Annotated in this window: 26 protein-coding genes and 1 rRNA gene; 25 read left to right on the forward strand and 2 right to left on the reverse strand. The window is 70.2% G+C overall.

Annotated elements, in window-relative coordinates:
- From rrf to DFR72_RS44190, 13 genes are all read left to right on the forward strand, one after another.
- Positions 1–93 (forward strand): 5S ribosomal RNA (gene rrf / locus DFR72_RS44130); the annotation flags it as partial.
- Between the two features lie 92 nt (positions 94–185).
- Positions 186–2,738, forward strand: a complete 2,553-nt coding sequence (locus DFR72_RS47390) for a hypothetical protein (RefSeq protein WP_170176680.1) — start codon at positions 186–188, stop codon at positions 2,736–2,738.
- On the forward strand, positions 2,735–3,529 hold the full coding sequence (locus tag DFR72_RS44140; protein WP_090074151.1) for an HAD-IIA family hydrolase: 795 nt from the start codon (positions 2,735–2,737) through the stop codon (positions 3,527–3,529). Before DFR72_RS47390 ends, DFR72_RS44140 begins: the two co-directional genes overlap by 4 nt.
- Positions 3,530–3,533: 4 nt before the next feature.
- The gene (locus DFR72_RS44145; RefSeq protein WP_169745989.1) at positions 3,534–3,701 is read left to right on the forward strand and encodes a hypothetical protein; all 168 of its coding nucleotides are present in this window, start codon (positions 3,534–3,536) and stop codon (positions 3,699–3,701) included.
- Between the two features lie 6 nt (positions 3,702–3,707).
- Positions 3,708–4,520 carry a TlyA family RNA methyltransferase gene (locus DFR72_RS44150; RefSeq protein WP_090074147.1) on the forward strand — a complete coding sequence of 271 codons (813 nt, stop codon included), beginning with the start codon at positions 3,708–3,710 and terminating at the stop codon, positions 4,518–4,520.
- Positions 4,517–5,407: an NAD kinase gene (locus DFR72_RS44155; protein WP_090074145.1), complete on the forward strand. Its 891-nt coding sequence runs from the start codon at positions 4,517–4,519 to the stop codon at positions 5,405–5,407. The genes DFR72_RS44150 and DFR72_RS44155 overlap by 4 nt, the downstream gene beginning before the upstream one ends.
- 80 nt (positions 5,408–5,487) lie before the next feature.
- Complete coding sequence (recN, locus tag DFR72_RS44160) at positions 5,488–7,269, forward strand: DNA repair protein RecN (protein WP_170176681.1); 1,782 nt, start codon at positions 5,488–5,490, stop codon at positions 7,267–7,269.
- 56 nt (positions 7,270–7,325) lie between these two features.
- The gene (locus DFR72_RS44165) at positions 7,326–7,928 is read left to right on the forward strand and encodes a hypothetical protein (RefSeq protein WP_143087017.1); all 603 of its coding nucleotides are present in this window, start codon (positions 7,326–7,328) and stop codon (positions 7,926–7,928) included.
- Positions 7,921–8,532, forward strand: a complete 612-nt coding sequence (locus DFR72_RS44170) for a hypothetical protein (RefSeq protein WP_143087016.1) — start codon at positions 7,921–7,923, stop codon at positions 8,530–8,532. Before DFR72_RS44165 ends, DFR72_RS44170 begins: the two co-directional genes overlap by 8 nt.
- Positions 8,529–8,963: a hypothetical protein gene (locus tag DFR72_RS44175; RefSeq protein WP_090074137.1), complete on the forward strand. Its 435-nt coding sequence runs from the start codon at positions 8,529–8,531 to the stop codon at positions 8,961–8,963. Before DFR72_RS44170 ends, DFR72_RS44175 begins: the two co-directional genes overlap by 4 nt.
- A complete protein-coding gene (locus tag DFR72_RS44180) occupies positions 8,960–9,400 on the forward strand; it encodes a hypothetical protein (RefSeq protein WP_090074134.1) in 441 nt (146 codons plus the stop codon). Before DFR72_RS44175 ends, DFR72_RS44180 begins: the two co-directional genes overlap by 4 nt.
- Positions 9,401–9,462: 62 nt before the next feature.
- A complete protein-coding gene (gene steA / locus DFR72_RS44185) occupies positions 9,463–10,647 on the forward strand; it encodes a putative cytokinetic ring protein SteA (protein WP_090074178.1) in 1,185 nt (394 codons plus the stop codon).
- Positions 10,644–11,582: a copper transporter gene (locus DFR72_RS44190; protein WP_090074131.1), complete on the forward strand. Its 939-nt coding sequence runs from the start codon at positions 10,644–10,646 to the stop codon at positions 11,580–11,582. Before steA ends, DFR72_RS44190 begins: the two co-directional genes overlap by 4 nt.
- A gap of 160 nt (positions 11,583–11,742) precedes the next feature.
- On the opposite strand, the gene DFR72_RS44195 is transcribed toward DFR72_RS44190, so the two are convergent.
- A complete protein-coding gene (locus DFR72_RS44195; protein WP_090074129.1) occupies positions 11,743–12,426 on the reverse strand; it encodes a hypothetical protein in 684 nt (227 codons plus the stop codon).
- Between the two features lie 178 nt (positions 12,427–12,604).
- Here DFR72_RS44195 and DFR72_RS44200 point away from each other — a divergent pair, with 178 nt between their 5' ends.
- The 3 genes from DFR72_RS44200 to DFR72_RS44210 are packed head-to-tail and all read left to right on the forward strand — an operon-like array spanning position 12,605 to position 15,306.
- Positions 12,605–14,287: a CTP synthase gene (locus tag DFR72_RS44200; protein ID WP_425459952.1), complete on the forward strand. Its 1,683-nt coding sequence runs from the start codon at positions 12,605–12,607 to the stop codon at positions 14,285–14,287.
- Positions 14,284–14,901, forward strand: coding sequence for an NUDIX domain-containing protein (locus DFR72_RS44205; RefSeq protein WP_177224667.1), 618 nt, complete (start codon positions 14,284–14,286; stop codon positions 14,899–14,901). Before DFR72_RS44200 ends, DFR72_RS44205 begins: the two co-directional genes overlap by 4 nt.
- A 9-nt stretch (positions 14,902–14,910) precedes the next feature.
- On the forward strand, positions 14,911–15,306 hold the full coding sequence (locus tag DFR72_RS44210; RefSeq protein WP_090074124.1) for a DUF2752 domain-containing protein: 396 nt from the start codon (positions 14,911–14,913) through the stop codon (positions 15,304–15,306).
- Here DFR72_RS44210 and DFR72_RS44215 read toward each other — a convergent pair.
- On the reverse strand, positions 15,303–15,917 hold the full coding sequence (locus tag DFR72_RS44215; RefSeq protein ID WP_090074122.1) for an NINE protein: 615 nt from the start codon (positions 15,915–15,917) through the stop codon (positions 15,303–15,305). The two genes, DFR72_RS44210 and DFR72_RS44215, sit on opposite strands and share 4 nt — an antisense overlap.
- Before the next feature lie 52 nt (positions 15,918–15,969).
- Between DFR72_RS44215 and ald the strand changes: the two genes are divergently transcribed.
- From ald to DFR72_RS44260, 9 genes are all read left to right on the forward strand, one after another.
- The gene (gene ald, locus DFR72_RS44220) at positions 15,970–17,040 is read left to right on the forward strand and encodes an alanine dehydrogenase (RefSeq protein ID WP_090074118.1); all 1,071 of its coding nucleotides are present in this window, start codon (positions 15,970–15,972) and stop codon (positions 17,038–17,040) included.
- The gene (gene xerD / locus DFR72_RS44225) at positions 17,037–17,924 is read left to right on the forward strand and encodes a site-specific tyrosine recombinase XerD (RefSeq protein WP_425459953.1); all 888 of its coding nucleotides are present in this window, start codon (positions 17,037–17,039) and stop codon (positions 17,922–17,924) included. Before ald ends, xerD begins: the two co-directional genes overlap by 4 nt.
- A 24-nt stretch (positions 17,925–17,948) precedes the next feature.
- Positions 17,949–18,278, forward strand: a complete 330-nt coding sequence (locus DFR72_RS44230) for an ArsR/SmtB family transcription factor (RefSeq protein WP_090074115.1) — start codon at positions 17,949–17,951, stop codon at positions 18,276–18,278.
- 146 nt (positions 18,279–18,424) lie between these two features.
- Positions 18,425–19,303 (forward strand): ParA family protein, encoded by an 879-nt coding sequence (locus tag DFR72_RS44235; RefSeq protein WP_245984094.1) that lies wholly within the window; start codon positions 18,425–18,427, stop codon positions 19,301–19,303.
- Complete coding sequence (locus DFR72_RS44240; protein WP_090074111.1) at positions 19,300–19,623, forward strand: hypothetical protein; 324 nt, start codon at positions 19,300–19,302, stop codon at positions 19,621–19,623. The genes DFR72_RS44235 and DFR72_RS44240 overlap by 4 nt, the downstream gene beginning before the upstream one ends.
- Positions 19,620–20,447 (forward strand): segregation and condensation protein A, encoded by an 828-nt coding sequence (locus DFR72_RS44245; protein ID WP_090074109.1) that lies wholly within the window; start codon positions 19,620–19,622, stop codon positions 20,445–20,447. The genes DFR72_RS44240 and DFR72_RS44245 overlap by 4 nt, the downstream gene beginning before the upstream one ends.
- Complete coding sequence (scpB, locus tag DFR72_RS44250; protein ID WP_170176682.1) at positions 20,447–21,229, forward strand: SMC-Scp complex subunit ScpB; 783 nt, start codon at positions 20,447–20,449, stop codon at positions 21,227–21,229. The genes DFR72_RS44245 and scpB overlap by 1 nt, the downstream gene beginning before the upstream one ends.
- Positions 21,222–21,956 carry a pseudouridine synthase gene (locus DFR72_RS44255; RefSeq protein WP_090074107.1) on the forward strand — a complete coding sequence of 245 codons (735 nt, stop codon included), beginning with the start codon at positions 21,222–21,224 and terminating at the stop codon, positions 21,954–21,956. The genes scpB and DFR72_RS44255 overlap by 8 nt, the downstream gene beginning before the upstream one ends.
- 169 nt (positions 21,957–22,125) lie before the next feature.
- Positions 22,126–24,867 (forward strand): nSTAND1 domain-containing NTPase, encoded by a 2,742-nt coding sequence (locus DFR72_RS44260; RefSeq protein WP_143087015.1) that lies wholly within the window; start codon positions 22,126–22,128, stop codon positions 24,865–24,867.
- Positions 24,868–25,011: the final 144 nt, after the last annotated feature.

Genomic DNA, 25,011 nt, shown 5'->3' on the forward strand with positions numbered 1-25,011 from the left:
ACACCCGGTCCCATTCCGAACCCGGTAGTTAAGCCCTTCTGCGCCGATGGTACTGCACTGGTTACGGTGTGGGAGAGTAGGTCGCCGCCGAACTTTACTTCCCTGAAGGGGCTTGTGATCGCGGGGCACAATTACAGTGCACCGCTCACAGGCCCCTTTCAGCGTGTCCATAGTAGGAGGATTTGGTGTCAAGGTTCGGGGATCGTCCCGGCGACCGTCAGCGTGGCCAGGGAGACCGACCGCGCCATTCCGACGGTGGCCGCCCATCAGGCGATCGCAAATTCAGCAGCAACAGCAACAACTCCCAGCGCGGTGAAGGCTCCGGCGACCGCTCCACCAGCGGCGACCGTCGAGACAACCGCGCCGGCTCCGGCGACCGCGGCGGATACCGCGGTCAGGGATCCAGCGACCGCGGCAGCTACCGCAAGGACGACTCCGGCGACCGCGGTGGTTACCGCGGCGACCGTTCGAGCGACCGCGGCAGCTCCAGCGGCTCCAGCGACCGTGGTGGCTACCGCAAGAGCGACTCGGGCGACCGTGCCGGCTCTCGCGGTCAGGGTTCCAGCGATCGCGGTGGTTACCGCGGCAGCCAGAGCTCCAGCGACCGCGGCGGTTACCGCAAGAGCGAGTCGAGTGACCGTGGTGGCTACCGCGGTTCCAGTGACCGTCCCGCCTTCCGCAAGGACGACTCGGGCGATCGCGGCGGTTACCGCAAGAGCGAGTCCAGCGATCGCGGTGGCTACCGCGGTTCCAGTGACCGCAGCGGCTCAAGCGACCGTCCCCCCTTCCGCAAGAGCGACTCCGGCGACCGTGGCGGTTACCGCGGCCAGGGTTCCAGCGACCGTGGCGGCTTCCGCAAGGACGACTCGGGCGACCGCGGTGGCTACCGCAAGAGCGAGTCCAGCGACCGTGGCGGTTACCGCGGTTCCAGTGACCGCAGCGGCTCAAGCGACCGTCCCCCCTTCCGCAGGAGCGAGTCGGGCGATCGCGGTGGCTACCGCGGTTCCAGTGACCGTCCCGCGTACCGCAAGGACGACTCCGGCGATCGCGGTGGTTACCGCGGCGGCCAGAGCTCCAGCGACCGCGGCGGCTTCCGCAAGAGCGAGTCGGGTGACCGTGGTGGCTACCGCGGTTCCAGCGACCGTGGCGGCTTCCGCCGGGACGACTCGGGCGACCGTGGCGGTTACCGCAAGAGCGACTCCGGCGACCGTGGCGGCTTCCGCTCCGGTGAGCGCAGCGGCTCGAGCGACCGTCCCCCCTTCCGCAAGAGCGACTCCGGCGACCGGGGCGGTTACCGCAAGGACGAGTCGGGCGATCGCGGTGGTTACCGCGGTTCCAGTGACCGTCCTGCCTACCGCAAGGACGACTCGGGCGATCGCGGTGGTTACCGCGGCGGCCAGAGCTCCAGCGACCGCGGCGGCTACCGCAAGAGCGACTCCGGTGACCGGGGCGGCTCTCGCGGGCAGGGTTCCAGCGACCGTCCCGCGTACCGCAAGGACGACTCGGGTGACCGTGGCGGTTACCGCAAGAGCGAGTCGAGTGACCGTGGTGGCTACCGCGGTTCCAGCGACCGTTCGAACGACCGCGGCGGCTTCCGCAAGAGCGACTCGGGTGCTCGCGGTGGTTACCGCAAGGACGACTCGAACAACCGCAAGGACGAGCGTTCCGCCCCGCAGCGCGACGACCGTCGCAAGGACGAGCGCAGCCGTGAGCGTGCGGCGCGGTTCCAGGAGCGTCAGACCGACCCGGAGACCACCGGCCAGGACGCGGCCGTTGCCGCCGAGGTGACGCCGGCCGCCGAGCGCGCCGGCTACCGCCTGGGTGACGGTGCCGCGGCCTCGCGTGCCGCAGCCGGTCGTGAGACCGCGGCCGAGACCCCCGCCGAGACCACCACCGACGCCGAGGTCGCCGCTGAAGGCGACGCGGACGAGGTGGCGAAGACCGAGACCGCCGAGTCTCCCGCCGAGGGTGACGTCGTCGCGGCCGAGGTCAGCGCCGAGGTCAGCAGTGAGGCCGGTGTCGACGAGCCGCTCGACGAGGCGCCCGCGCCCCGTGGTGGACGGCCCCCGCTGCCGGACGAGGCCGACCTGTCGCTGCTCGACCCGGAGATCAAGCTCGAGCTGCGCAGCCTGCCCAAGGGCCTCGCGGAGATCATCGGCAAGCACCTGGCCGCGGCCGGGCTGCTCATCGACGAGGACCCCGAGCTGGCGCTGGAGCACGCGCGGTACGCGCGGAGCAAGGCTGCCCGTGTCGGTGTCGTGCGCGAGGCGGCCGGTCTGACGGCCTACTTCGCGGACGAGTGGGCCGAGGCGCTCAGCGAGCTGCGGGCCGCCCGCCGGATGATGACCGGCCCGGGCCACCTGGCGATCATGGCGGACTGCGAGCGGGCCCTGGGCCGGCCGGAGCGGGCTATCGACCTCGCCAAGGACCCGGCGGTCAAGGACCTCAGCCAGGAGGACGAGATCGAGCTGCGCATCGTCGCGGCCGCCGCTCGTCGGGACATGGGCCAGCTCGACGCCGCGGTCGTGGCGTTGCAGGGGCCCGACCTCGATCCGGGGCAGCGCAATCCCTACTCCGCGCGGCTCTTCTACGCTTACGCCGACAACCTGGCCGCGGCCGGTCGCATCGAGGAAGCCGTCAAGTGGTTCCTCAACGCCGCCGAGGCGGACGACGAGGGGGAGACGGACGCCGCCGAGCGCGCGTTCGAGCTGACCCAGGAGGAGACCCCGGAGCAGTGAGCGAGACGTTGGTGGACCGGTACGACGCGTTGCTGATCGATCTCGACGGCACCGTCTACCGAGGATCCGAAGCCGTGCCGGGCGCCGCGGAGGCAATCGCGGCGGCCAGGCGCAAGGGCGTCGGTATCCGGTACGTCACCAACAACGCCTCCCGCTCACCGCAGATGGTCGCCGATCACCTCGTCGAGCTCGGGTTCGAGACGAACGTCGACGAGGTGAGCACCTCCTCGCAGGCGGGTGCGGCCATGCTGGCCGAACGCCTGCCGAAGCGATCCACTGTGCTCGTGCTCGGCACCAAGGCCCTGGAGGCCGAGGTGCTCAAGCGCGGACTCATCCCGACCGACACCGCCGACGGCGCGGTGGCGGTCCTGCAGGGGCTGTCCATGGACCTCGGCTGGCGTCAGCTGGCCGAGGCCGCGGTCGCCATCCGCGGCGGCGCGCTGTGGGTGGCGTGCAACGTCGACGCCACCCTGCCCACCGAACGCGGTCTGCTGCCCGGCAACGGCAGCCTCGTCGCGGCGCTGAAGACCGCGACCGACCAGGAACCGCTCATCGCCGGCAAGCCCGCCACCCCGCTGCTGCAGCAGGCGGCGAAGGACCTCGGCGCGAACCGCCCGCTGGTCATCGGGGACCGCCTCGACACCGACGTCCTGGGCGCCGTGAACGCCGGCATGGACTCCTTGCTCGTGCTCACGGGTGTGTCCACCGAACAAGAGGCGCAAGCGCTTCCGGATGAGCAAAAGCCCACGTATGTCGGCGCGGACCTGTCCGTACTCCATCGGCTACCGTAAGACCGTGAGCTACCCCCTGCCCGGACCGCCGCCCAACCCGGCTGACGCCATCGACGGCGCGCTGGAGAGGCTCGACGGGCTCGAGAACGTTCCCCTCGACGAGCACGTCGCCCGGTTCGACGCGGTGCACGCGACGCTCACCGACGCACTGTCGAGCATCGACAAGGTGTGATGCACAGTGCCTCGCAGGGTGCGGCTCGACGCCGAACTCGTGCGCAGGGGGCTCGCCAGGTCCCGTGAGCACGCCAGCCAACTCGTCGCGGACGGTCGCGTGAAGGTCCGCGGCACCGTCGCGACGAAACCCGCGACCGCCGTGGAGACCTCCGACGCGGTCGTCGTCAAGGACATCGGCAACGACCCGAACTGGGCTTCGCGCGGCGCCCACAAGCTCATCGGCGCGCTCGAGGGCTTCGCGATCGATCCCACCGGCAAGCGTTGTCTCGACGCGGGAGCGTCCACTGGCGGTTTCACCGACGTGCTGCTGCGCAAAGGCGCACGGCAGGTCGTCGCGGCCGACGTCGGCAGGGGCCTGCTCGACTGGAAGCTGCAGACCGACGACCGGGTCGTGGTGAAGGACAAGACCAACGTCCGCACCCTCACGCCCGAGGACATCGGCGGCAAAGTTGAACTCGTGGTGGCCGATCTTTCGTTTATCTCGTTGAGGCTTGTGCTTCCCGCACTGGCCGCGTGCCTCGACGAGGAAGGCGACCTGCTGCCCATGGTCAAGCCGCAGTTCGAGGTCGGCAAGGAGCGCCTCGGCTCCGGTGGCGTCGTGCGCGAACCCGCACTCAGGGTCGAAGCCGTGCTCGACGTGACCAGGGCGGCGACCGGACTGGGTCTGGCCGTGCACGGGGTCGTCGCGAGCCCGCTGCCCGGCCCGTCCGGCAACGTCGAGTACTTCCTCTGGCTGCGCAAAGCGGATCCCCTCCCAGGAGGGCCGGACGCTGTTGCACAGATGGTGCGCACCGCCGTCGAAGAAGGGCCCCAATGAGGGAAGTCCTGCTGGTCGTCCACACCGGTCACCAGAGCAACATCGATCTCGCCCGTCAGGTCGCCGGCCGTCTCGCGGTCGGGGGCGTCACGACGAGGGTGCTCGACGACGAGGCGCGTGACCTCGGCCCGTCGTGCTGCACCAAGGTCGTGCCCGCCGACGACCACGCGGCCGAGGGCACCGAACTGGTGCTGGTGCTGGGCGGTGACGGCACGCTGCTGCGCGGCGCCGAGCTCGCCCGCCCGGCACGGGTGCCCGTCCTGGGCGTCAACCTGGGCCGCGTCGGGTTCCTCGCGGAGGCCGACTCGGACGCGTTGCACGAGGCCGTCGGCCACGTGCTGGAACGCGACTACTTCGTGGAAGAGCGCATGACGCTCGACCTCGTCGCGAAGGTCAACGGCGACGTGGTCGCGAAGACCTGGGCGCTCAACGAGATCACCGTCGAGAAGCTGATCCGCGAACGCATCCTCGACGTGGTGGTCGAGGTCGACGGCCGGCCGGTGTCGGCGTTCGGCTGCGACGGCGTGATCTGTGCGACGCCGACGGGCTCCACGGCCTACGCGTTCTCGGCGGGCGGTCCGGTCGTGTGGCCGGACGTGCAGGCCATCCTGGTGGTGCCGAGCAACGCGCACGCGCTGTTCTCACGGCCGCTGGTCGTCTCGCCGAAGTCGCACGTGGCGTTCGAGATCGACTCGTCGGGCCACCCGGCGGCGCTGTCCGCGGACGGGCGGCGCACGTTCGAGCTGCCCGCGGGTGCGCGGATCGAGGTCGTGGAGGGCGAAGTACCCCTCAAGGTCGTGCGGCTGCGCCAAGCTCCGTTCACGGACCGGCTGGTCGAGAAGTTCGCCCTGCCGGTGAAGGGATGGCGGGGACCATCGGCAGGCTGACAGCGCCGCTCGGTGCGTCGGCACTTGCCCGTTATGGTGCCCGCGAGGAAATGTCGGACTCGACAAGTAAGGTTCGCCCTGTGCTGGCCGAGATGCGCATCAATGGCCTTGGCGTGATCGACGAGGCCACCCTTGAACTAGACCCCGGGTTCACCGTAGTCACCGGTGAGACGGGCGCGGGCAAGACCATGGTCGTGACCGGGTTGCACCTGCTCGGCGGTGGCCGTGCAGAGGCTTCGCGGGTGCGCACCGGGGCTGACAAAGCGGTGGTCGAAGGCCGCTTCCAGGCTCCGGCGGGCAGCCCTGCCGCGAAGGTGGCGGAGGAGGTCGGCGGCGAGGCCGACGAGGACGGGTCGCTGATCGCGATCCGCACCGTCGGCGCGGACGGGCGTTCGCGAGCCCACGTCGGCGGCCGCTCCGTGCCGGTCGGCGTCCTGTCCGAACTGGCCGAGCAGCTCATCGCCGTCCACGGGCAGAACGACCAGCTGCGCCTCATGCGTCCCACCGAGCAGCGCGGCGTGCTGGACCGCTTCGCCGCCGACGACGTGAGCGCGCCTTTGCGCAAGTACCAGGCCGTTCGCGAGGAGTGGCTGCGTGTTTCGGCGGAGCTGAAGGAACGCACCGAACGCTCGCGCGAACTGGCCCGTGAGGCCGACCTGCTCAGGCACGGTCTGACCGAGATCGACGCCGTCGCCCCGAAGCTGGGCGAGGACGCCGAGCTCCACGACGAGGCCCGGCGGCTCGCGGACGCGGACCAGCTCCGCGAGGCGGCCCAGGGCGCGCAGTACGCGGTGTCCGGCTCGCTGGAGGGCGACCCGGACAACCCCGGCGCGCTCGGGCTGATCTCCGAGGCCGCCCGCAGGCTGGCCACGACGGAGGACCCGAAGCTGCGGGAGATGGAGCCGCGGCTGGTCGAGGCGGCGACGCTGCTGGCCGACGTCGGTGCCGAGATCTCCGGCTACCTCGACCACCTGGAGGCCGACCCCGGCCGGCTCGAGTCCGTTCTGCAGCGTCAGGCCGAGCTGAAGGCGTTGACCCGCAAGTACGCGGCCGACGTCGACGGCGTGATCGCCTGGGCCGAGGACGCGCGGACCAGGCTGGGCGGGCTCGACACGTCCGAAGAGGCGCTGACCGGCCTGGCGGCCCGTCGTGACGAACTGGCCGCCGAGCTGGGGACGCTGGCCGCCCAGGTGACGGCGGCGCGCACCGAGGCCGCGCTGGAGCTCGGCAAGGCCGTCAGCGAGGAGCTCGACGGGCTCGCCATGCCGCACGCCACGGTCGAGCTGGCCGTCCGGCCCCGGCACGCCGAAGCCGGGGACGCGCAGGCGCTGACCGTCGGACGGTCGGTGCTGCACGCCGGGGCGTCCGGCGTGGACGACGTCGAGCTGCGGCTGATCTCGCATCCCGGTGCGCCCGCTCTGCCGGTGCACAAGGGCGCGTCCGGTGGTGAGCTCTCCCGCGTGATGCTGGCGCTGGAAGTGGTGCTGTCGCACTCGGATCCGGTGCCGACGCTGGTGTTCGACGAGGTCGACGCCGGTGTGGGTGGCCGGGCCGCGGTCGAGGTCGGCCGCCGGCTGGCCCGGCTCGCCCGGTCCCACCAGGTGATCGTGGTGACGCACCTGCCGCAGGTGGCGGCGTTCGCCGACCGGCACCTCGTGGTGGACAAGTCCGCGGACGGGACGTTCACGCGGTCCGCGGTGCGGAGGCTGGACGAGACGCAGCGGGTCGTCGAGCTCGCCCGGATGCTGGCCGGCATGGACTCGACCGACACCGGCCGGGCCCACGCCGAGGAACTGCTGGCCGCGGCCAAGGCGGACAAGTCCGCGGCGCCCGTCGTCCGTCGCAAGAAGAAGAAGGCCTGACCGGTCCGGTCGTTTCCCCTTCCGCTGTTCCCGGCCGGGTTCGGCATGATGGAGGCGTGACGGGAACTCTGACCACGCGCCGGGTGCTCGGGGCGGTGCTGGTGGTCGTCGCGGCCGGACTGGCCGTGGCGGCCACGTTCCTGTCCGCGTACTCCGTGCAGGTCGCGCTCAGGGGCCGGACGTTGCGCTACGAGGCCACCTCCTGGGCGGTCGAGCGGGACGACTTCCGCGAGGTGTTGCTGCTGCTCGAACCCCTCGAGTTCGGAGCGCCCGCTGTGGGGGCCGCGCTCGTCATGGCGCTGTCGGCCGTGCTGGCGTTCCGGATTCCGGCCCTGCGGGTCGGGTCACTGCTCGGCGCGGGACTGCTCGCCGGGGTCGCGTGGGCCTCGGTCTCCCGGATCCAGGGGTTGCTGGACGTGCTGGGTGAGGTCGACTCGCCCGTGCCGATCGAGGTGGAGCAGGGGGAAGGGGTCACCCTGCTGATCGTGGCCGCGGGGGTGGCCGTGGTGGCCGCCGTGCTGCACCAGGAGTTGCCTCGGGCGGACCAGGCGGAACCCGCCGGTGACGGGGTGGTCGTCCACCAGATCGACGACGAGGCGGACGACACCGACACACCGCCGTACGGATATCCGGTGATCGTGGAGCCCAAGAGTGATTGATCGTCGCAAGATTTCGTGGGTGCTGCTGGCGCTGGGGGCCGTGCTGTCGGTGGTGGCATCGCTCCAGGCCGTCTTCAGCACGATCTACAAGGGGATGGGAACCGATCTGACGGTCACCACGACCCTGTGGATCACCACTTCGGACCCGCAGAACGGGCCCGTCGAACAACCCGCGTTCTTCGCCGCCGGGTGGCCGGTGGTGGTGTCGGCGATCGTCATGGCGGTCTCCGTGGCGTTGATGGTGCGGGAGAGCACCGCGTTCGCCGGACGGCCGCTGGCCGTGGGCGGTGCGGGGGCGCTGGCCGGGATCGTGCTCCTCTACGTGGTCCAGGTGAAGGGGCTGGAGGAGATCGTCACTTCTCAGCAGCAGTCCGGTCCCGGCAAGGACGAGATGCACTACCACGGTGGCTTCTACCTGTTGGTGGTCGCGGCCTTCATCGGACTCGCCGGTGCGGTGCTCGCCCAGCGGCGGAGTCCCGAGCCAGTGGTGGAGGACGACGACGAGGGGGAGGAAGTGGTCGTGCACCAACTCGGCGGCGACGACGACACGCCGCCGTTCGGCCTCGCCATTCCGCACGACGACGAGCAGCGGGAGGTCCGGTGATCGGCAGGCCCACGGCGATCGCGTTGATCGCGGCGGGAGTGGTGCTGACCGCCACGGCGATGGTGTTGCCGTGGTACTCGACCGCCTACGCCGGCGGGGTCGAGGTCGTGGTCCGGGCGTGGGGGACGGAGATCCTCGGCAAACCCGGCGACTGGCCCGCGGGAGAACTTTCGCCCTGGTACGGGGTTCCCGTCGTGGTCACCGCCCTGTTGCTCGTCGCCGGGGTGTGGATCAGCCGGGCGGCGCTGGCGGGAGCGGCCGGACAGCTCGGCGCCGTGGGCGTCATCGGGGCGCTCGTGGTGTCGGAGCGCGGGCACGCGGTCGAGCAGCAGGGCGACTTCGCGGTCGGGTTCGGACTGGTGTTCCTCGCGGTGGGGACGCTGGTCGCGCTGGCCGGAGCCGTTGCGGTGCAACGGGAGGCGGCGGCGTGAGGAAGATCGCGGGTGTCGTCCTGTTCGGGCTTTCCGCCGCGGCCGCGGTCTTGGCCACGTTCCTGCCGTTCTCGGAACTGTTGATCAGTCTTGCCCCCGGGCAGCCGCAGACCGCGTACGTCACCACGGGGTGGAGCACGCGGTTCGGTGGCACGCGGGACGAGCACGGCCCGTTGTTCGCCATCCCGATCGTGATGGCGGCCGCAGCCGTGCTGGCCGGAATGCGGTGGCGAAAGGTCGGCTTTGCCGGAGCGGCCGCACTCGCGGGTGTCACCGGAATGTTGTTCGTGTATTTGCTGAACGCGATCAGCTTTCACAAGGAGGGCAACATCGCCATCGATCCGGCGCTGGAAGCCGGGTTCGGCAACGGTATTTGGGTGCTCATAAGCGCAGTGGTTCTCGCGTTTGGAGCCGTAGTAGTTCACCCCGACGACTGACCACCCGCAAGTGCCCGGCGTGCCTCACCTGTCGCGTGCGCACCGTGAGCCACTATCGGCTCATGAAGCTTTCCGGGCTGCTGAGCCGCACCAACCACGAACTTCCCGGAGTCACGGGCGTCGCGCGGGTTGATCGGCGCGCGAGCGACCTGGTTCGGCGCGTCAGTGCCGGTGACGTCGCGGTGATGGACCTGGTCGACCTCGACCGGCGGACCGTCGAAGCGCTCGTCGCGGCCGAGGTCGTCGGCGTCGTGAACGCGTCACCGTCCATTTCCGGGCGGTTTCCCAACCTCGGCCCGGAACTGCTCATCGAGGCCGGCATTCCGCTGATCGACAACGTCGGCGCGGTCGCGCTGCGGGAGATCAAGGAAGGTGCCAAGATCCGGCTGCACGAAGGTGTCGTGTACGCCGGGGAACGCGAGCTCGCCAAGGGGATCGAGCAGAACGCCGAAAGCATCGCCGACGCGATGATCGAGGCGAAGGCCGGCATGTCGGCGCAACTCGAGGCGTTCTCCGCCAACACCATCGAGTTCCTGCGCCGGGAACGCGCACTCGTCCTCGACGGCGTCGGAGTGCCCGAGGTCTACGTGCCGATGCGCGACCGGCAGGTGCTCGTCGTCGCGGGCGGCCCGTCGCACGCCGAGGAACTGCGCAAGCTCCGCAAGTACATCCGCGAGTACCGGCCGGTGCTGATCGGCGTCGACTCGGGCGCGGACACGCTGATCGACGCCGGGCTCAAGCCGGACATCATCGTCGGCGACCCCGACGGCATCGGCACGGCGTCACTGCGCGCGGCCGCCGAGGTGGTCGTGCCCGCGCAGACCGACGGTCACGCGCCCGGCCTGCAGCGGATCCAGGACCTCGGCATCGGCGCGGTGACGTTCCCGTCGTCGGGCAACGCGGAGGACCTCGCGTTGCTGCTCGCCGAGGCACACGGGGCGTCCCTGGTCGTCACGGTGGGGCTGCGCGCGACGCTGCGCGAGTTCCTCGACCGCGGGCACTCCGGTTCCAACCCCTCCACGTTCCTCACCCGGTTGAAGCTCGGCAGCAAGCTCGTCGACGGGGAGGCCGTCGCGACCCTGCACCGCAGCCGGGTCTCGCTGGGCGTGATCGTCCTGCTGGTGACCGCCGCGATCGCCGCCATGGCGGCGGCCCTCGCGGTCTCCGGTGTCGGTCACGTCTACGTCGACATCGTGGTCGACGGCTGGCAATCCGTCGTCAACTGGTTCAAGGGGTTCTTCTCGTGATCACGCTGCGCTACCACATAGTTTCGATCACCGCGGTGTTCCTCGCGCTGGCGGTCGGTGTCGTGCTGGGGTCGACCGCGATCAGCGGAAGGCTGCTCTCCGGGCTGAGCGACGAGAAGAACTCGTTGGCACAGCAGGTGAACGAGCTCCAGAACGACCGCAACGCGTTGAACGCCAAGCTGACCGAGGCGGACGAGTTCGCCTCGTCCGTCGGCCCGCTCGCGGTCAAGGACCGGCTCACCGACCGCACGGTCGTCATCGTGACGACGGCGGACGCCCGCCCGTCCGACCGGGACGCGCTGACCGGGCTGCTCAAGTCCGCGAGCGCCACCGTCACCGGCGAGATCCAGCTGACCGACGCGTTCACCGACCCGTCGCGCGGGGACCAGCTGCGCGACCTCGTCGCACGGGTGCAGCCCGCCGGCTCGCAGCTGCCCACGGCCGGTGACCCCGGCACCCGCGCCGGTGGTCTGTTCGGGGCGTTGCTGCTGCTCAACCCGTCCAACAACCAGCCGCAGGCCACACCGGAAGAGACGGCGTCCGCACTCGCCGGGCTGACCAACGCCGGGTTCGTGAAGGCGACCTCGGGGGTGAAGCCGGCGCAGCTCGCGATCGTGCTGACCGGCGGCGCCGCGATCGGTGACTCGGCCGCGGACCGCGCCTCGACCGTCGCGCGCTTCGCCACCCAGCTCGACAGGGCCGGCGCGGGTGTCGTGCTGGCGGGCGCGAACGGTTCGGCGAACGGCACGGGCGCGATCGGCGTGGTCCGCGCGGACACCGCCGCGACGTCGATCCTGTCCACGGTGGACAACTCCGACACCCCGGCCGGTCAGGTGGTCGTGGTGATGGCGTTGAGCGAACAGCTGGAGGGCCGCTCCGGCCGTTACGGGGTCGCGGGCAACGCTGAGGCGTCCTCGCCGGGGACTGCGAGCTAGTGGTGTGGCCCGGAACGTTGCCGGGCGCATTCGCGGTCAGACGGGTGCATCGTGGTGCCGCCCCCACGCCCCCATACGTCCGGTATGAGGACGTGGGGGCGGTGCCGCGAGGCGCCCTGCTGAGCGTGAACGCGCTCGCCAACGAGCCGGGTCACACCACCTAGTACTCGGTCGTCCAGTCGCCCGGCAGGATCTTCTGCAGCTGCTCGAAGGCGTCGGGTGTGCGGGCGCGGGCCCACAGCCACTGGCGGTCGTCCTCCCGGACGACCAGGTCGTCCGCGACGAACCAGCGGGTGCCGGGGCTGTGCAGCGGCAGCAGTGCGAAGTGGTCCTCGAGCAGGGAGACGTCCGCCTCGGACGTCTCCCTGTCCGCTGTCCCGGCCCCGTCGCGGAACAGCGACTCGGACAGCACCATCTCCACGCACGCCAGTGAGAACCGGGGCAGCCAGGTGTCCCAGCGCTCCTCGGCCCTGTCGACGAGGTCGAGCTTGATCATCACCTCGGGGTCGTCGCCGTCCAGCGTCGTGCCCCAGGCCGCGACCCACTGGTTCTCGGCGCGGAACACCAGGACCTCGTCGTCCACGCGCAGTTCGGACGGCGTCAGCAGGCGGTCCTGGTTGCTGGTCAGGTCGGGGCGCTTGCCGAACAGCGACAGCGCCTCCTTCACCGCCTCGGGCAGCCGGACGAGCAGGTGCTCCTCGGCGGCGGCGAGGTCGGCGCGGTTCCAGCCGTCCTGCGGTTCGATCGGCTCGGCCCACGCGGCCGCGAAACCCTCGATGAAACGCCACGCCCCGGAGCGTTCGCGCACGGCTCTTGCGGCTTCCCCTGCCACGTCGAAGGTCACGTGACAACTTTTCCTGATGCCGGCCCGTGCCGTGGGAGGTTCGGCAAAACCCCTCGCTGCGCCGATCGGGTGATGTGATCTGCCGGGTCGTGGTGCGCTGAGTGACCGGCGGCGTGTTAGCGTTATGGCCCGTGGATAGGGGGATTCGGCCCCCACGATTTTCACGGGAGCCCCGTTGGTGCAGCAGGCACGTACGACCAAGCACGTCTTCGTCACGGGGGGCGTCGCGTCCTCCTTGGGCAAGGGGCTCACCGCCTCCAGCCTCGGCCAGTTGCTGACTTCGCGCGGCCTGCGGGTAACGATGCAGAAGCTCGACCCGTACCTGAACGTGGACCCCGGCACGATGAACCCGTTCCAGCACGGCGAGGTCTTCGTGACCGACGACGGTGCTGAGACGGACCTCGACATCGGCCATTACGAGCGGTTCCTCGCGCGGGATCTGAGCGGCGAAGCCAACGTCACCACCGGCCAGGTGTACTCCGAGGTCATCGCCAAGGAGCGGCGTGGTGAGTACCTGGGCGACACCGTCCAGGTGATCCCGCACATCACCGACGAGATCAAGCGCCGCATCCGGGCGATGGCCGAGCCGGACGCCGACGGCGTCACGCCGGACGTCGTCATCACGGAGGTCGGCGGCACGGTCGGCGACATCGAGTCGCTGCCGTTCCTCGAGGCGTGCCGCCAGGTGCGTCACGACGTCGGCCGCGACAACGTCTTCTTCCTGCACGTCAGCCTGGTGCCGTACCTGGCGCCGAGCGGCGAGCTGAAGACCAAGCCGACGCAGCACTCCGTCGCGGCGCTGCGGAACATCGGCATCCAGCCCGACGCGATCGTCTGCCGCGCGGACCGGGAGATCCCGGACGCGCTGAAGCGCAAGATCGGCCTGATGTGCGACGTCGACACCGACGCCGTCGTCGCGGCCGTCGACGCGCGGTCGATCTACGACATCCCGAAGGTCCTGCACGCCGAGGGCCTCGACGCGTACGTCGTGCGCCGTCTCGACCTGCCGTTCCGCGACGTCGACTGGACGGTGTGGGGCGACCTGCTCGAGAGGGTGCACAACCCGTCCGAGACGGTGAAGATCGCGCTCGTCGGCAAGTACGTCGACCTGCCGGACGCGTACCTCTCGGTCACCGAGGCGCTGCGTGCGGGCGGTTTCGCGCACCACGCCAAGGTCGAGATCAAGTGGGTGCCGTCGGACGAGTGCCAGACGCCCGAGGGTGCGGCACGGGCGTTGTCCGGCATGGACGCGGTGCTGATCCCCGGAGGGTTCGGCGTGCGCGGCATCGAGGGCAAGCTCGGCGCGCTGAAGTACACCCGCACGCGCGGTGTGCCGACGCTGGGCCTGTGCCTCGGTCTGCAGTGCATGGTCATCGAGGCCGCGCGGAACCTCGCGGGCATCGAGGACGCGAACTCCAGCGAGTTCGAGGAGGGCGGCACGCCGGTCATCTCCACGATGGCCGACCAGCAGGACGTCGTGGCCGGACAGCGCGACATGGGCGGCACGATGCGCCTCGGCGCGTACGTCGCGAAGCTCACGCCGGGGTCGGTCGTCGCGCAGGCGTACGGCACGACCGAGGTGTCCGAGCGGCACCGCCACCGCTACGAGGTCAACAACGCGTACCGGGGCAAGCTCACCGAGGCCGGCCTGGTGTTCTCCGGCCTGTCGCCGGACGGCCGCCTGGTCGAGTTCGTCGAGCTGCCGTCGGACGTGCACCCGTTCTACGCGGGCACGCAGGCGCACCCGGAGCTCAAGTCGCGTCCCACGAAGCCGCACCCGCTGTTCGCGGCGTTCGTGAAGGCCGCGATCGACTACCGCGTGGCCGACCGGCTGCCCCTGAAGGCCGGAGCGTCCAAGTGACCCGGCACGACTTCCGGACGGTCTCGAGCGAGGACCTGCACGTAGGCCGCGTCGTCGCGCTGCGGATCGACGAGGTCGAGATGCCCGGTGGCGGCACGGCCAAGCGCGAGATCGTCGAGCACATGGGCGCCGTCGCGGTCGTGGCCGTGGACGACGCCGGTCAGGTCGTGCTGATCCACCAGTACCGCCACGCGCTCGGGCGGCACCTCTGGGAGCTGCCGGCCGGGCTGCTCGACCACGACGGCGAGGAGCCGGTCATCGGCGCGCGCCGCGAGCTGGCCGAGGAGGTCGGGCTCGACGCGGCGCGCTGGGACACGCTGGTCGACACGGCCGCGTCCCCCGGCTTCACCGACGAGGTCGTGCGCGTCTACCTGGCGCGCGAACTGTCCGAAGTGGACCGTGACGTGCAGGGTGAGGAGGAGGCGGATCTGGAGGTCCACCGCTTCCCGCTCGACGAGGCCGTGCGCATGGTGCTGTCGGGGGAGGTCGTGAACTCCTCGGCCGTCGCCGGGCTGCTCGCGGCGCACGAGGTGCTGGCGGGACGGGCGCAGCCGCGTCCGGCCGACGCACCGTTCCGCGACAAGCCGACCCGGTTCGCCGCGCGCAAGAAGTAGGTTGGACCGATGCAGACGTTGAAGGGTGCCTTCGCACGGGTGAAGGCACCCTTCGGCGTTCTGGCACTGGGTGGCGCGGGCGCGGTGCTGCTGCTGTTCGCCGATCCGAACAAGCCGGGCAACCTGCTGCCGAAGTGCCCGGTCAACTGGCTGACGGGGCTGAACTGCCCGGCATGTGGTGCCACGCGGATGGTGCACGCGTTGCTGCACGGGGATGTCGTCGGCGCGTTCCACTTCAACGCCGTGTTGCTCGCGTTGGGCGTGCCCCTGGCCGTGTGGCTGTTCGCGCGCTGGACCCGTGACCGGTGGAATGGCGAACGGCGATCCGTGCCGAAGCCGGTCGGTGTCGCCGTTCTCGTCGTGGCCGCCGTGTGGGGCGTGGGGCGAAATCTCGCGGGTGTCTAGTCCCTGAGCTTGCGGCCCTGCGCGTCCGTGCCGCCGTTGACCAGGATGATGATCCCGTCGATGAGCGACCAGATGCCGCAGCCACCGCAGGTCAGCAGCTGGGCGACGGCGATGCCGGTGTGACCGGTGTAGAAGCGGCCGATGCCCAGGTTGCCCAGGAACAGCTGCAGCACGCCGGCGGCGACCTTCGACTTGTCCGACAGCGGTACGCCGGTCATCGGGTCGTAGCCGTACGGGGCGCCGGGGCTGCCGTAGCCGGGCGGGAGCATGCCGGGCGGGGGCGGCGGGACCGCGTACTGCTGCTGCGGCTGCGGGCCGGTGGGCGGCGGGTAGTAAGGCTGAGTGGGCTGGGGCGCGTAGCCGGGCGGGGCCGGGGGCACGGCGAACGGCACCGACGGCGGCGCGAGGAACGGCGGGTGGGGCTGCGGCAGGTCGCGGAACAGCTCCGCGAGCTCGGCGTAGCTCTGCGCGCCGGACGCGCGGTTCACGCGTTCCTGGTACTCGCCGATGTCGAGCCGCGCCATCGCGAAGTGGTCGTTGAGCGCGGTGATCGCCTCTTCGCGCTGCTGGTTGCCGATGCGCTGCTGTTCAGGCCCGAATGCTTCTGACACGGCTCGCACGGTATCCGATGCAGCAGATCGATATCGGGAATACGCTGCGACGATGCTGGTCGGTGTCCCAAAGGAGATCAAGAACCACGAGTACCGCGTCGCGATCACGCCCGCCGGAGTGGTCGAACTGGTGCGCCGGGGGCACGGGGTCGTCGTCGAGCGCGACGCCGGTGCGGGCTCGTCGTTCCCCGACCACGAGTACGTCGCCGCGGGTGCGCGGATCGCCTTGTCGGCCGACGAGGTGTGGGGGTCCGCGGACCTGGTCCTCAAGGTCAAGGAACCGATCGAGCCCGAGTACCACCGCATGCGCCGTGATCAGGTGCTGTTCACCTACCTGCACCTCGCGGCCTCGCCGTCGTGCACCGCGGCGGTCGTGGCCTCCGGCATCACGGCCATCGCCTACGAGACGGTGCAGCTGCCCGACGGGTCGTTGCCGTTGCTGGCGCCGATGAGCGAGATCGCCGGGCGGATGGCCGCCCAGGTCGGCGCGCACTGCCTGGAACGAGCCCAAGGCGGCCGTGGCGTGTTGCTCGGCGGGGCGCCCGGAGTGGCGGCGGGCAAGGTCGCGGTGATCGGCGCGGGGGTGGCCGGGATGAACGCGGCGACGATGGCCGTGGGCATGCAGGCCGAGGTGGTCGTGCTGGACACCAACGTCAACCGGTTGCGGCAGATCGACTTCACCTACCGCGGGCACCTGCAGACGATCGCCTCCAACGTCTACGAGGTCGAGAAGGCCTGCCGGTGGGCGGACCTGGTGGTCGGCGCGGTGCTGGTGCCGGGTGCGAAGGCGCCGAAGCTCGTCAGCAACGACCTGGTGTCGCGGATGCGGCCCGGCAGCGTGCTGGTGGACATCGCGGTCGACCAGGGCGGCTGTTTCGAGGACACGAGGCCGACCACGCACGACGCGCCGACGTACCGCGTGCACGACTCCGTGTTCTACTGCGTCGCGAACATGCCCGGTGCCGTGCCGAACACGTCGACGTACGCGCTCACGAACGTGACGCTGCCGTACGTCATCGCGTTGGCGGACAAGGGTTTTGATCGTGCTGTCGCGGATGACCCGGCGCTCGCCAAGGGTGTCAACGCGCGTGCTGGAGCGATCGTGCTGGAAGGGCTGGAGTGATTTCAGATCTGGTGGCGACCTATCTCGACCACCTCGCCGTGGAACGCGGCACCGCCCGCAACACGCTCGACTCCTACACCCGCGACCTGCGCCGCTACACCGAGCACCTGGAGTCCATAGGTGTCACGGATTTGGGCGCGGTCACGGAACTGCAGGTGAGTGAGTTCCTGGCCGTGCTGCGCGAAAGCGGACTCGCGGCGTCTTCTGCCGCACGGACTTTGGTCGCCGTGCGCGGGTTGCACCGTTTCGCACACCGTGAAGGTGTTGTGCCGCATGACGTCGCACGGGCCGTGCATCCGCCGTCGCCGCCGAAGAGGCTGCCGAAAGCATTACCCATCAATGAGGTTCTCACCCTCCTCGACACTGTGGGAAACCTCAGGGACAAAGCGCTGCTGGAGCTGCTGTACTCGACGGGAGCGCGAATCTCCGAGGTCGTCGGGCTGGACGTGGACGACATCGACGCTGCCGAGCGGACTGTGGTGCTGGACGGGAAGGGAGGGAAGCAACGGCTGGTCCCGGTCGGGCGGCCGGCGTTGGCGGCGGTCGACGCCTACCTGGTCCGGGCGCGTCCCGGGTTGGCGGCCAAAGGCCGTGGCACACCTGCATTGTTCTTGAATGCACGTGGCGGAAGGCTCTCACGGCAGAGCGCGTGGACGGTTCTCAAGACCGCGGCGGAGCAGGCTGGAATCACCTCGGTGGTGTCTCCGCACACGTTGCGGCATTCGTTCGCCACCCATCTGCTCGAAGGGGGTGCCGACGTTCGGGTGGTGCAAGAACTCCTCGGGCACGCATCCGTTACGACCACTCAGGTGTACACACTGGTAACCGTTACGACTTTGAGGGAGGTCTACGCAACTGCACACCCTCGGGCCACTGGAACATGAGGCTTCCACGGGTACGGTGGGCAGGTGCCGAACTTGGACGAGCCGTCCCCACAGGCCATCGATCTAGCCGCAGTGCTGCACGCGCTGAGTGACCCGACAAGGCTCGCGGTCGTGCGCCAGATCCAGTCGAGCGGCGAGCGGCTGTGCGGGGCTTTCGAAGTCGACGTCGCGAAATCGACTCTCTCCCAGCACCTGCGCGTGTTGCGCGAAGCGGGTATCACCCGAACACGCTGCCGCGGCAACCAGCGCTGGGTGTCGCTGCGCCGCGATGACCTGGATCTTCTCTTCCCCGGCTTGCTGGACGTAGTCCTGTCCGCCGCGGACAGGCGAACACGAACGGATGTCACCGTCTAACTCAGTCTTGACAAACACCGGCGAGGCGCGTTGCCGCTCGCACGGGTGCGGCCTAGGCTGCGCCCCGAGAGACGACTACGACCAGTGAGGGAACGCCAGCCATGTCGACACCGGAGCACGCTTTTGCGCCCCGTGCCGACCTGAACATGGCCCCGCACGCCGCACCGGTGGACGACGTCGCTCACGAGCAGGTCGACGGGATCGGTCCGACCGGCCGCACGCGCCGCATCATCCCGGACCCGCCGCCGCTGCTGCACCACGGCCCGGCGAAGATCCTGGCCATCTGCAACCAGAAGGGCGGCGTCGGCAAGACGACGACGACCATCAACCTGGGCGCGGCGCTGGCCGAGCACGACAGACGGGTGCTGCTCGTCGACTTCGACCCCCAGGGCGCGCTCTCGGTGGGCCTCGGCGTGCACCCGCACCAGCTGGAAACCACGATCTACAACGTCATCATGGAGAACGACACCGCCGTTCCCGACGTCATCCGCAAGACCATGATCGACGGGATGGACCTGCTGCCGAGCAACATCGACCTGTCGGCGGCCGAGATCCAGCTGGTGTCGGAGGTGGGCCGCGAGCACACGCTCGTGCGCACCCTTCGTCCCGTCATCGACCACTACGACTACGTGCTGGTCGACTGCCAGCCCTCGCTCGGCCTGCTCACGGTGAACGCCCTCGCGGCCGCGGACGGTGTGCTGATCCCGCTCGAGTGCGAGTTCTTCTCGCTGCGCGGGGTGGCGCTGCTCATCGACACCATCGAGAAGGTCAAGGAACGCTTGAACCCCAAGCTCGACATCACCGGCATCCTCGCCACGATGTACGACCCGCGCACGCTGCACTCGCGCGAGGTCATGGCCCGCGTCGTGGAGGCGTTCGGCGAGATCGTGTTCGACGCGGTCATCAACCGCACCGTGCGCTTTCCGGAGACCACGGTGGCCGGTGAGCCGATCACCCGCTGGGCACCGCGCTCGTCCGGCGCCAACGCCTACCGCGCGCTGGCCCGCGAGGTGATCGCCCGGTGAACCGCCGCCCGACGCTACCGGGTGCCGCGGAACTGTTCAGGCTGACCGCTGCCGCGCCCTCCACCGAGGTCTCCACCTCCGAGGACGCTCCGCAGCAACGCCGGGGTTCCGGCCGCACCAAGCACACCACGAAGATCACGGTCTACGTGTCCGACGAGGAACTGCTCGCTCTCGAACAGGCGCGGCTCGTGCTGCGCGGCGCGCACTCGCTGGGCGTCGACCGCGGGCGCGTGGTGCGCGAGGCGATCGCCATCGTGCTGGACGACCTCGAAACGCACGGTGACGCGTCGTTGCTGGTACGCAGGTTGCGCGAGCAGTGACAGAGCAAGCCCCCGCTGAGACCCCGGTCGACGACGGCAAGTTCAAGGTCCGGCTCACGAACTTCGAGGGTCCGTTCGACCTGCTGCTGCAGCTGATCTCCCAGCACACCCTCGACGTGACCGAGGTGGCGCTGCACACGGTCACCGACGACTTCATCGCGCACCTGCGCGGCATGGGCGACAAGTGGGATCTCGACGAGACCACCGAGTTCCTGGTCATCGCGGCGACGTTGCTCGACCTGAAGGCCGCCCGGCTCCTGCCCACCGGTGACGTCGAGGACGAGGACGACCTGGCGTTGCTGGAGGCGCGCGACCTGCTGTTCGCGCGGCTGCTGCAGTACCGCGCCTACAAGCAGGTCGCGGCCCTGTTCGCCGAGCTCGAACGAGGCGCGTTCCGCCGCTATCCGCGCTCGGTGTCGCTGGAACCGCGCTTCGAGGGCCTGCTGCCCGAGGTGATGCTCGGCGTCACGCCCGACAAGTTCGCCCTGATCGCGGCCACGTCCTTCCGCCCGAAGCAGAAGCGCACGCTGTCGGTCGACCACATCCACCAGCACCGCGTGTCGATCCGCGAGACCGCTGACATCTTGCGCGCGATGCTGATCGAGAAGGGCACCGCGTCGTTCTCCGAGATCGTCGCCGAGTGCACCGAGACCATGGAGGTCGTGGCGCGGTTCCTGGCACTGCTAGAGCTCTACCGCGAGAAGTCGCTGGCCTTCGAGCAGGAGGACCCGCTCGGGCCGCTGCAGGTGACGTGGGTCGGCGGGACGTTGGACGACGCGCAGGCGCAGGTGCACGCCGGCGACGAGGATGAGGACTACGGCTGATGAGCGAGCCACTGGTCGGGCCGGACGCGGCGGAGATCGAGAAGCCGGGACCGGCGTTCGACGGGGGCGCGCCGGAGGAACCCGACGCCGCGCTCGACGACGCGGCTCCCCCCGCTGTCGTGCTCGACGAGCCGGAGCCCGGGCCCGACCCGGCCGACACCGAGGACGCCGCCGCCCTGGAGGCCCAGCTCCTCGCCGCGGCCCCGGAAGAGGCCATCGAGGACAGCGGCCTCCCCGACCTCACCGACGACGCCACCTTCGAGGCGGCGCTGGAATCCGTCCTGCTGGTGGTCGACAGCCCGATCGGCGAGGACGCCCTCAGCAGCGCTCTCGAGCAGCCGGTGAAGCGCGTCAAGCAGGCACTCCGTAGACTCTCCACCCGGTACACCGAGTCCGGCAGCGGCATCGACCTGCGCAGGGCGGGGGACGGCTGGCGGTTCTACACGCGAGACCGCTTCGCCCCGTTCGTGGAGAAGCTGCTGCTCGACGGCCAGCGCGCGAAACTCACCCGCGCGGCCCTGGAGACGCTTGCGGTGATCGCCTACCGGCAGCCCGTGACGAGGGCGCGGATCGCGGCGGTTCGAGGCGTCAACGTGGACGGTGTGATCCGGACCCTGGTCGCACGGGGGCTCATCGAGGAGACGGGCACCGACAGCGACACGGGTGGGATCCTGTACCGCACGACCGAACTGTTCCTGGAGCGGTTGGGGCTGTCGTCACTTGCCGACTTGCCGCCAATCGCCCCGCTGCTGCCCGAAGTGGATGCGATCGACGATGTCTGAGAACGAGGGCGTGCGCCTGCAGAAGGTGCTCGCGCAGGCGGGGGTCGCCTCGCGCCGCGCTTCCGAAGAACTGATCGAGCAGGGGCGGGTGCAGGTCGACGGCAAGGTCGTCACCGAGCAGGGTCGGCGGATCGACCCCGAGACCGCGGTCGTGCACGTCGACGGACTGCGGGTGCAGATCCGCGAGGACGTCGTCACGATCGCGCTCAACAAGCCGTACGGGATGCTCTCCACGATGGAGGACGAGATGGGTCGTCCGTGCGTGGGCGACCTGGTGCGCAGCCGCAAGGAGCGGCTGTTCCACGTCGGGCGCCTCGACGCCGAGACCGAGGGGCTGCTGCTCCTCACGAACGACGGCGAGCTCGCGCACCGGCTGATGCACCCGAGCTACCACGTCAAGAAGACCTACCTCGCCGAGGTCCCCGGACCTCTCGAGAAGGGCCTCAACAAGAAGCTCAAAGAGGGCATCGAGCTCGAGGACGGGCCGGCCAAGGTCGACTCCTTCAAGCTCATCAGCTCCGTTCCCGGCAAGGCTCTGGTCGAGATCGTGCTGCACGAAGGCCGCAAGCACATCGTCCGCCGCCTCATGGAGACCGCCGGATTCCCGGTGCAGTCGCTGGTCCGCGTCGCTGTCGGCGGTGTCCTCCTCGGGAACCAGCGTCCCGGTTCGATGCGGGTGCTGAACCGGCAGGAGGTCGGCGGGCTTTACAAGCTCGTCGGTCTCTGATCAGAATCTGAACCCCGCTCGCCCCTCCGGCCTCCGAAACCGGAGGGGTGACCTGCGGTGAATCCCCATTCACCTTGCGACGAGAACGCTACGGCGACGACGTTGTAAGGGGTCGGAAGTGCGGATCGAACGACAGGGTGTGGACAATCGGTCTCAGGGGGAGATCGACATGCCACGCACCGAACGCCCGCTGGAGAGCGCGGACACCGAGCTCGGCCAGTTCGCGGCCGATCTGAGGAAACTCCGCGACAAGGCGGGCAAACCGTCCTACCGCGCGCTCGCCTCACGCGCGCATTACTCGGCGGCGACGCTGTCCGACGCCGCCGGCGGCAAGAAGCTCCCGAGCCTCGCGGTCACCCTCGCCTACGTCAAAGCGTGCGGCGGCGACGAGCAGGAGTGGGAACAGCGCTGGCGCGACATCGCCGCGCCGCCCAGCCCGATGGCGGAAGCCCCGTACGTGGGCCTCAAGGCGTTCCAGCGAGAAGACGCCGACCGTTTCCACGGCCGCGAGAAGCTCACCGCCAAGCTGCTCGAACTCACGCGAACGCGTCCGTTCGCCGGTGTCTTCGGCGCCAGTGGCTCCGGCAAGTCGTCACTGCTGCGCGCCGGCCTGCTTCCGCAGCTGGACCAAGCCCTGATCTTCACTCCCGGAGTCCAGCCGCTCGACGAGTGCGCCGTCCGCCTCGCCCAGCTCACCGGGCACTCCGCGGTGGTCCTGCGCAGCGAGCTCACCGACCCCGAGGCACTGGGCCTGCTGGTCCGGCAGCACGACGAGAACCTCGTCCTGGTCGTCGACCAGTTCGAGGAGGTCTTCACCCTGGCGAGCCCCGAGCAGCGCGACTGGTTCGTCCAGGCCCTCGTCGCGGCACCGCACGTGGTCATCGGCGTGCGCGCCGACTTCTACGGCCACGTCGGCCGCCACCCGGAACTGGTCGAGGCACTGGAAGGCGGCCAGCTCCTCGTCGGCCCCCTGACCACCGACGAACTGCGCCGGGCGATCGTCGAACCGGCCAGGCACGTCGGCGCCACCGTCGAGTCCGCCCTGGTCACCCGTCTCGTCGCGGACGTCGCGGGCCAGGCCGCCGCCCTGCCGCTCGTGCAGCACGCCCTCGTCGAGACCTGGCACCGCCGCCGCGGCATGACCCTGTCGCTCGTCGGCTACGAGGAGGCGGGCGGCGTCGAGCACGCCATCGCCCGCACCGCCGAGGCCGTGTACTCCCAACTCTCCGATGACCAGCAGCAGATCGCCCGCCGCACGTTCCTGCGCCTGATCGCGCTCGGCGAGGGCACCGAGGACACCAAACGGCGCGCGAACCGCGAGGACCTCGACGCCGAGGTCCTCGACCGGCTCGCCAACGCCCGCCTGGTGACGCTCACCGAACAGCACGCCGAACTCACGCACGAGGCGTTGATCCGCTCGTGGCCACGCCTGCGCGACTGGATCGCCGAGGACCGCGAGAAGCTGCGCGTGCACCACCGGCTCACCGAGGCCGCCGCCGGGTGGGACGGCGACCGCGACCTCCTCTACAAGGGCACGCGGCTGGCCCAGGCGGCCGACCTCGACACGACCGACCTGACCGAACCCGAACGCGCCTTCCTCACCGCGAGCCAGGCCGCCGGTCGTCGCCGCACCCGCCGGGCCCGCGCGGTCATCAGCGTCCTGTCGGTCCTGGTGCTGCTGCTGGCCGGCACGGCGGTGTTCGCGGTCACCAAGACACGAGAAGCGACGCAGCAGCGCAACGACGCGCTGGCGGGCCGTGCCGCGACGGAGGTCATGCGGCTGATCTCGGCCGATCCGATGCAGGCCGCACGCCTCGCTCTCGCCGCGTACGCGGTGACTCCCAGCCAGGCGACGCGAGACGCGTTGCTCAACGCCGACGCCGCCAGGCAGACCAGGACCGTGTCGGTCGGGCCCGGCCTCGCGAACGCGTTCCTCAAGATGCAGACGGACAGCGAGCTGCTCGTCGCGACCGGGACGTCAGGTCCGGCGAGGATCGTGGCCGTGCACGACGCGGGACGGGAGGGCCCGGCGATCGGCGCCGACGTCGCCGAGGTCGTGCTCACCACCGATGACCGGCGGGCCTTCGCGTTCGAGAGGTCCGGGGTGCTGGGCATCTGGGACATCGCCGATCCCGCGCTCCCCAAGCAGGCCGGGGTGCTGCCGCTGGCCTGGCGGACGGTCTGGCTCGAAGTGAACCGCGACGGCACGACAGCGGTCACGACGGCACTGCTGGACGACGGCCCACGTGCGCGGACGTCCGTCTGGGACCTGCGGGACCCCGCTCAGCCCAAGAACGTCGAGCTGCCGTCGGACCGGGTCGCGAACGCCGCCGTCGCCCCGTCCGGCCGGGAGGTCGTCCTGCTGGTGCGCGACGACGCCACCTCGACGACGTCGGCCCAGATCTGGTCCGTCGGAGACGGCGACCCGCGCCTGCGGACGACGTGGCAGGTGTCCAGGGAGTTCTTCGAAGCCGAGATCAGCAACAGCGGGCGGTTGGTGGCGCTGCGCTCCTCCAGTGAGGTCGTCGTGTGGGACGTGTCGGCCGGGGAACCGCGGGTGTGGGCGACGGTGCCGCGGGTGCAGGGTGAGTTCGCCGCCTCGTTCGCGTTCAGCGCCGACGACCGGCAGATCGCCGTGCAGGGCCAGTTCGCGGTCGATGTCTGGGACATCGGGGCAGAGGGTGACGCGGTCAGCGCGGGATCTTTCGGCGGCTTCCGGGATCCGCTGGGACTTCGCTACCGGAAGCGGGAGAAGTCCTTCGCCGTGATCGACAGCGGGCGGACCGCCTGGGTGCTGGGCACCGACGTGGAGAAGGTCGAGGACGGGCTCTGCCGGGAACGGACCATCGCGCTGACCGATGACGAGTGGCGGCGCTACTTCCCTGACGTGGCAAGGGTGCCCGTGTGCTGAGTGCGTGAGCCGTGGGTGGCGCGTGCGCGGGCCACCCACGGCCACTCCGGCGCCGGTTCGGGGCGCGAGCACCGGGTCTTCCCCGTAGTTGCATCTGCCTCGACATTAGGGCGAACGGGTTGTTCACGGTCATGTGTTCGCCGC

The sequence above is a fragment of the Lentzea flaviverrucosa genome, from assembly GCF_003350445.1.
Classification (GTDB): domain Bacteria; phylum Actinomycetota; class Actinomycetes; order Mycobacteriales; family Pseudonocardiaceae; genus Lentzea; species Lentzea californiensis.

What these genes read in the sequence shown, in the direction of transcription:
- DFR72_RS44255 (WP_090074107.1), top strand. Translation starts at nt 21,222, where the DNA reads ATGTCTGAGAACGAGGGCGTGCGCCTGCAGAAGGTGCTCGCGCAGGCG.
- DFR72_RS44210 (WP_090074124.1), top strand. Translation starts at nt 14,911, where the DNA reads ATGCAGACGTTGAAGGGTGCCTTCGCACGGGTGAAGGCACCCTTCGGC.
- DFR72_RS44260 (WP_143087015.1), top strand. Translation starts at nt 22,126, where the DNA reads ATGCCACGCACCGAACGCCCGCTGGAGAGCGCGGACACCGAGCTCGGC.
- ald (WP_090074118.1), top strand. Translation starts at nt 15,970, where the DNA reads ATGCTGGTCGGTGTCCCAAAGGAGATCAAGAACCACGAGTACCGCGTC.
- scpB (WP_170176682.1), top strand. Translation starts at nt 20,447, where the DNA reads ATGAGCGAGCCACTGGTCGGGCCGGACGCGGCGGAGATCGAGAAGCCG.
- steA (WP_090074178.1), top strand. Translation starts at nt 9,463, where the DNA reads ATGAAGCTTTCCGGGCTGCTGAGCCGCACCAACCACGAACTTCCCGGA.
- DFR72_RS44155 (WP_090074145.1), top strand. Translation starts at nt 4,517, where the DNA reads ATGAGGGAAGTCCTGCTGGTCGTCCACACCGGTCACCAGAGCAACATC.
- DFR72_RS44235 (WP_245984094.1), top strand. Translation starts at nt 18,425, where the DNA reads ATGGCCCCGCACGCCGCACCGGTGGACGACGTCGCTCACGAGCAGGTC.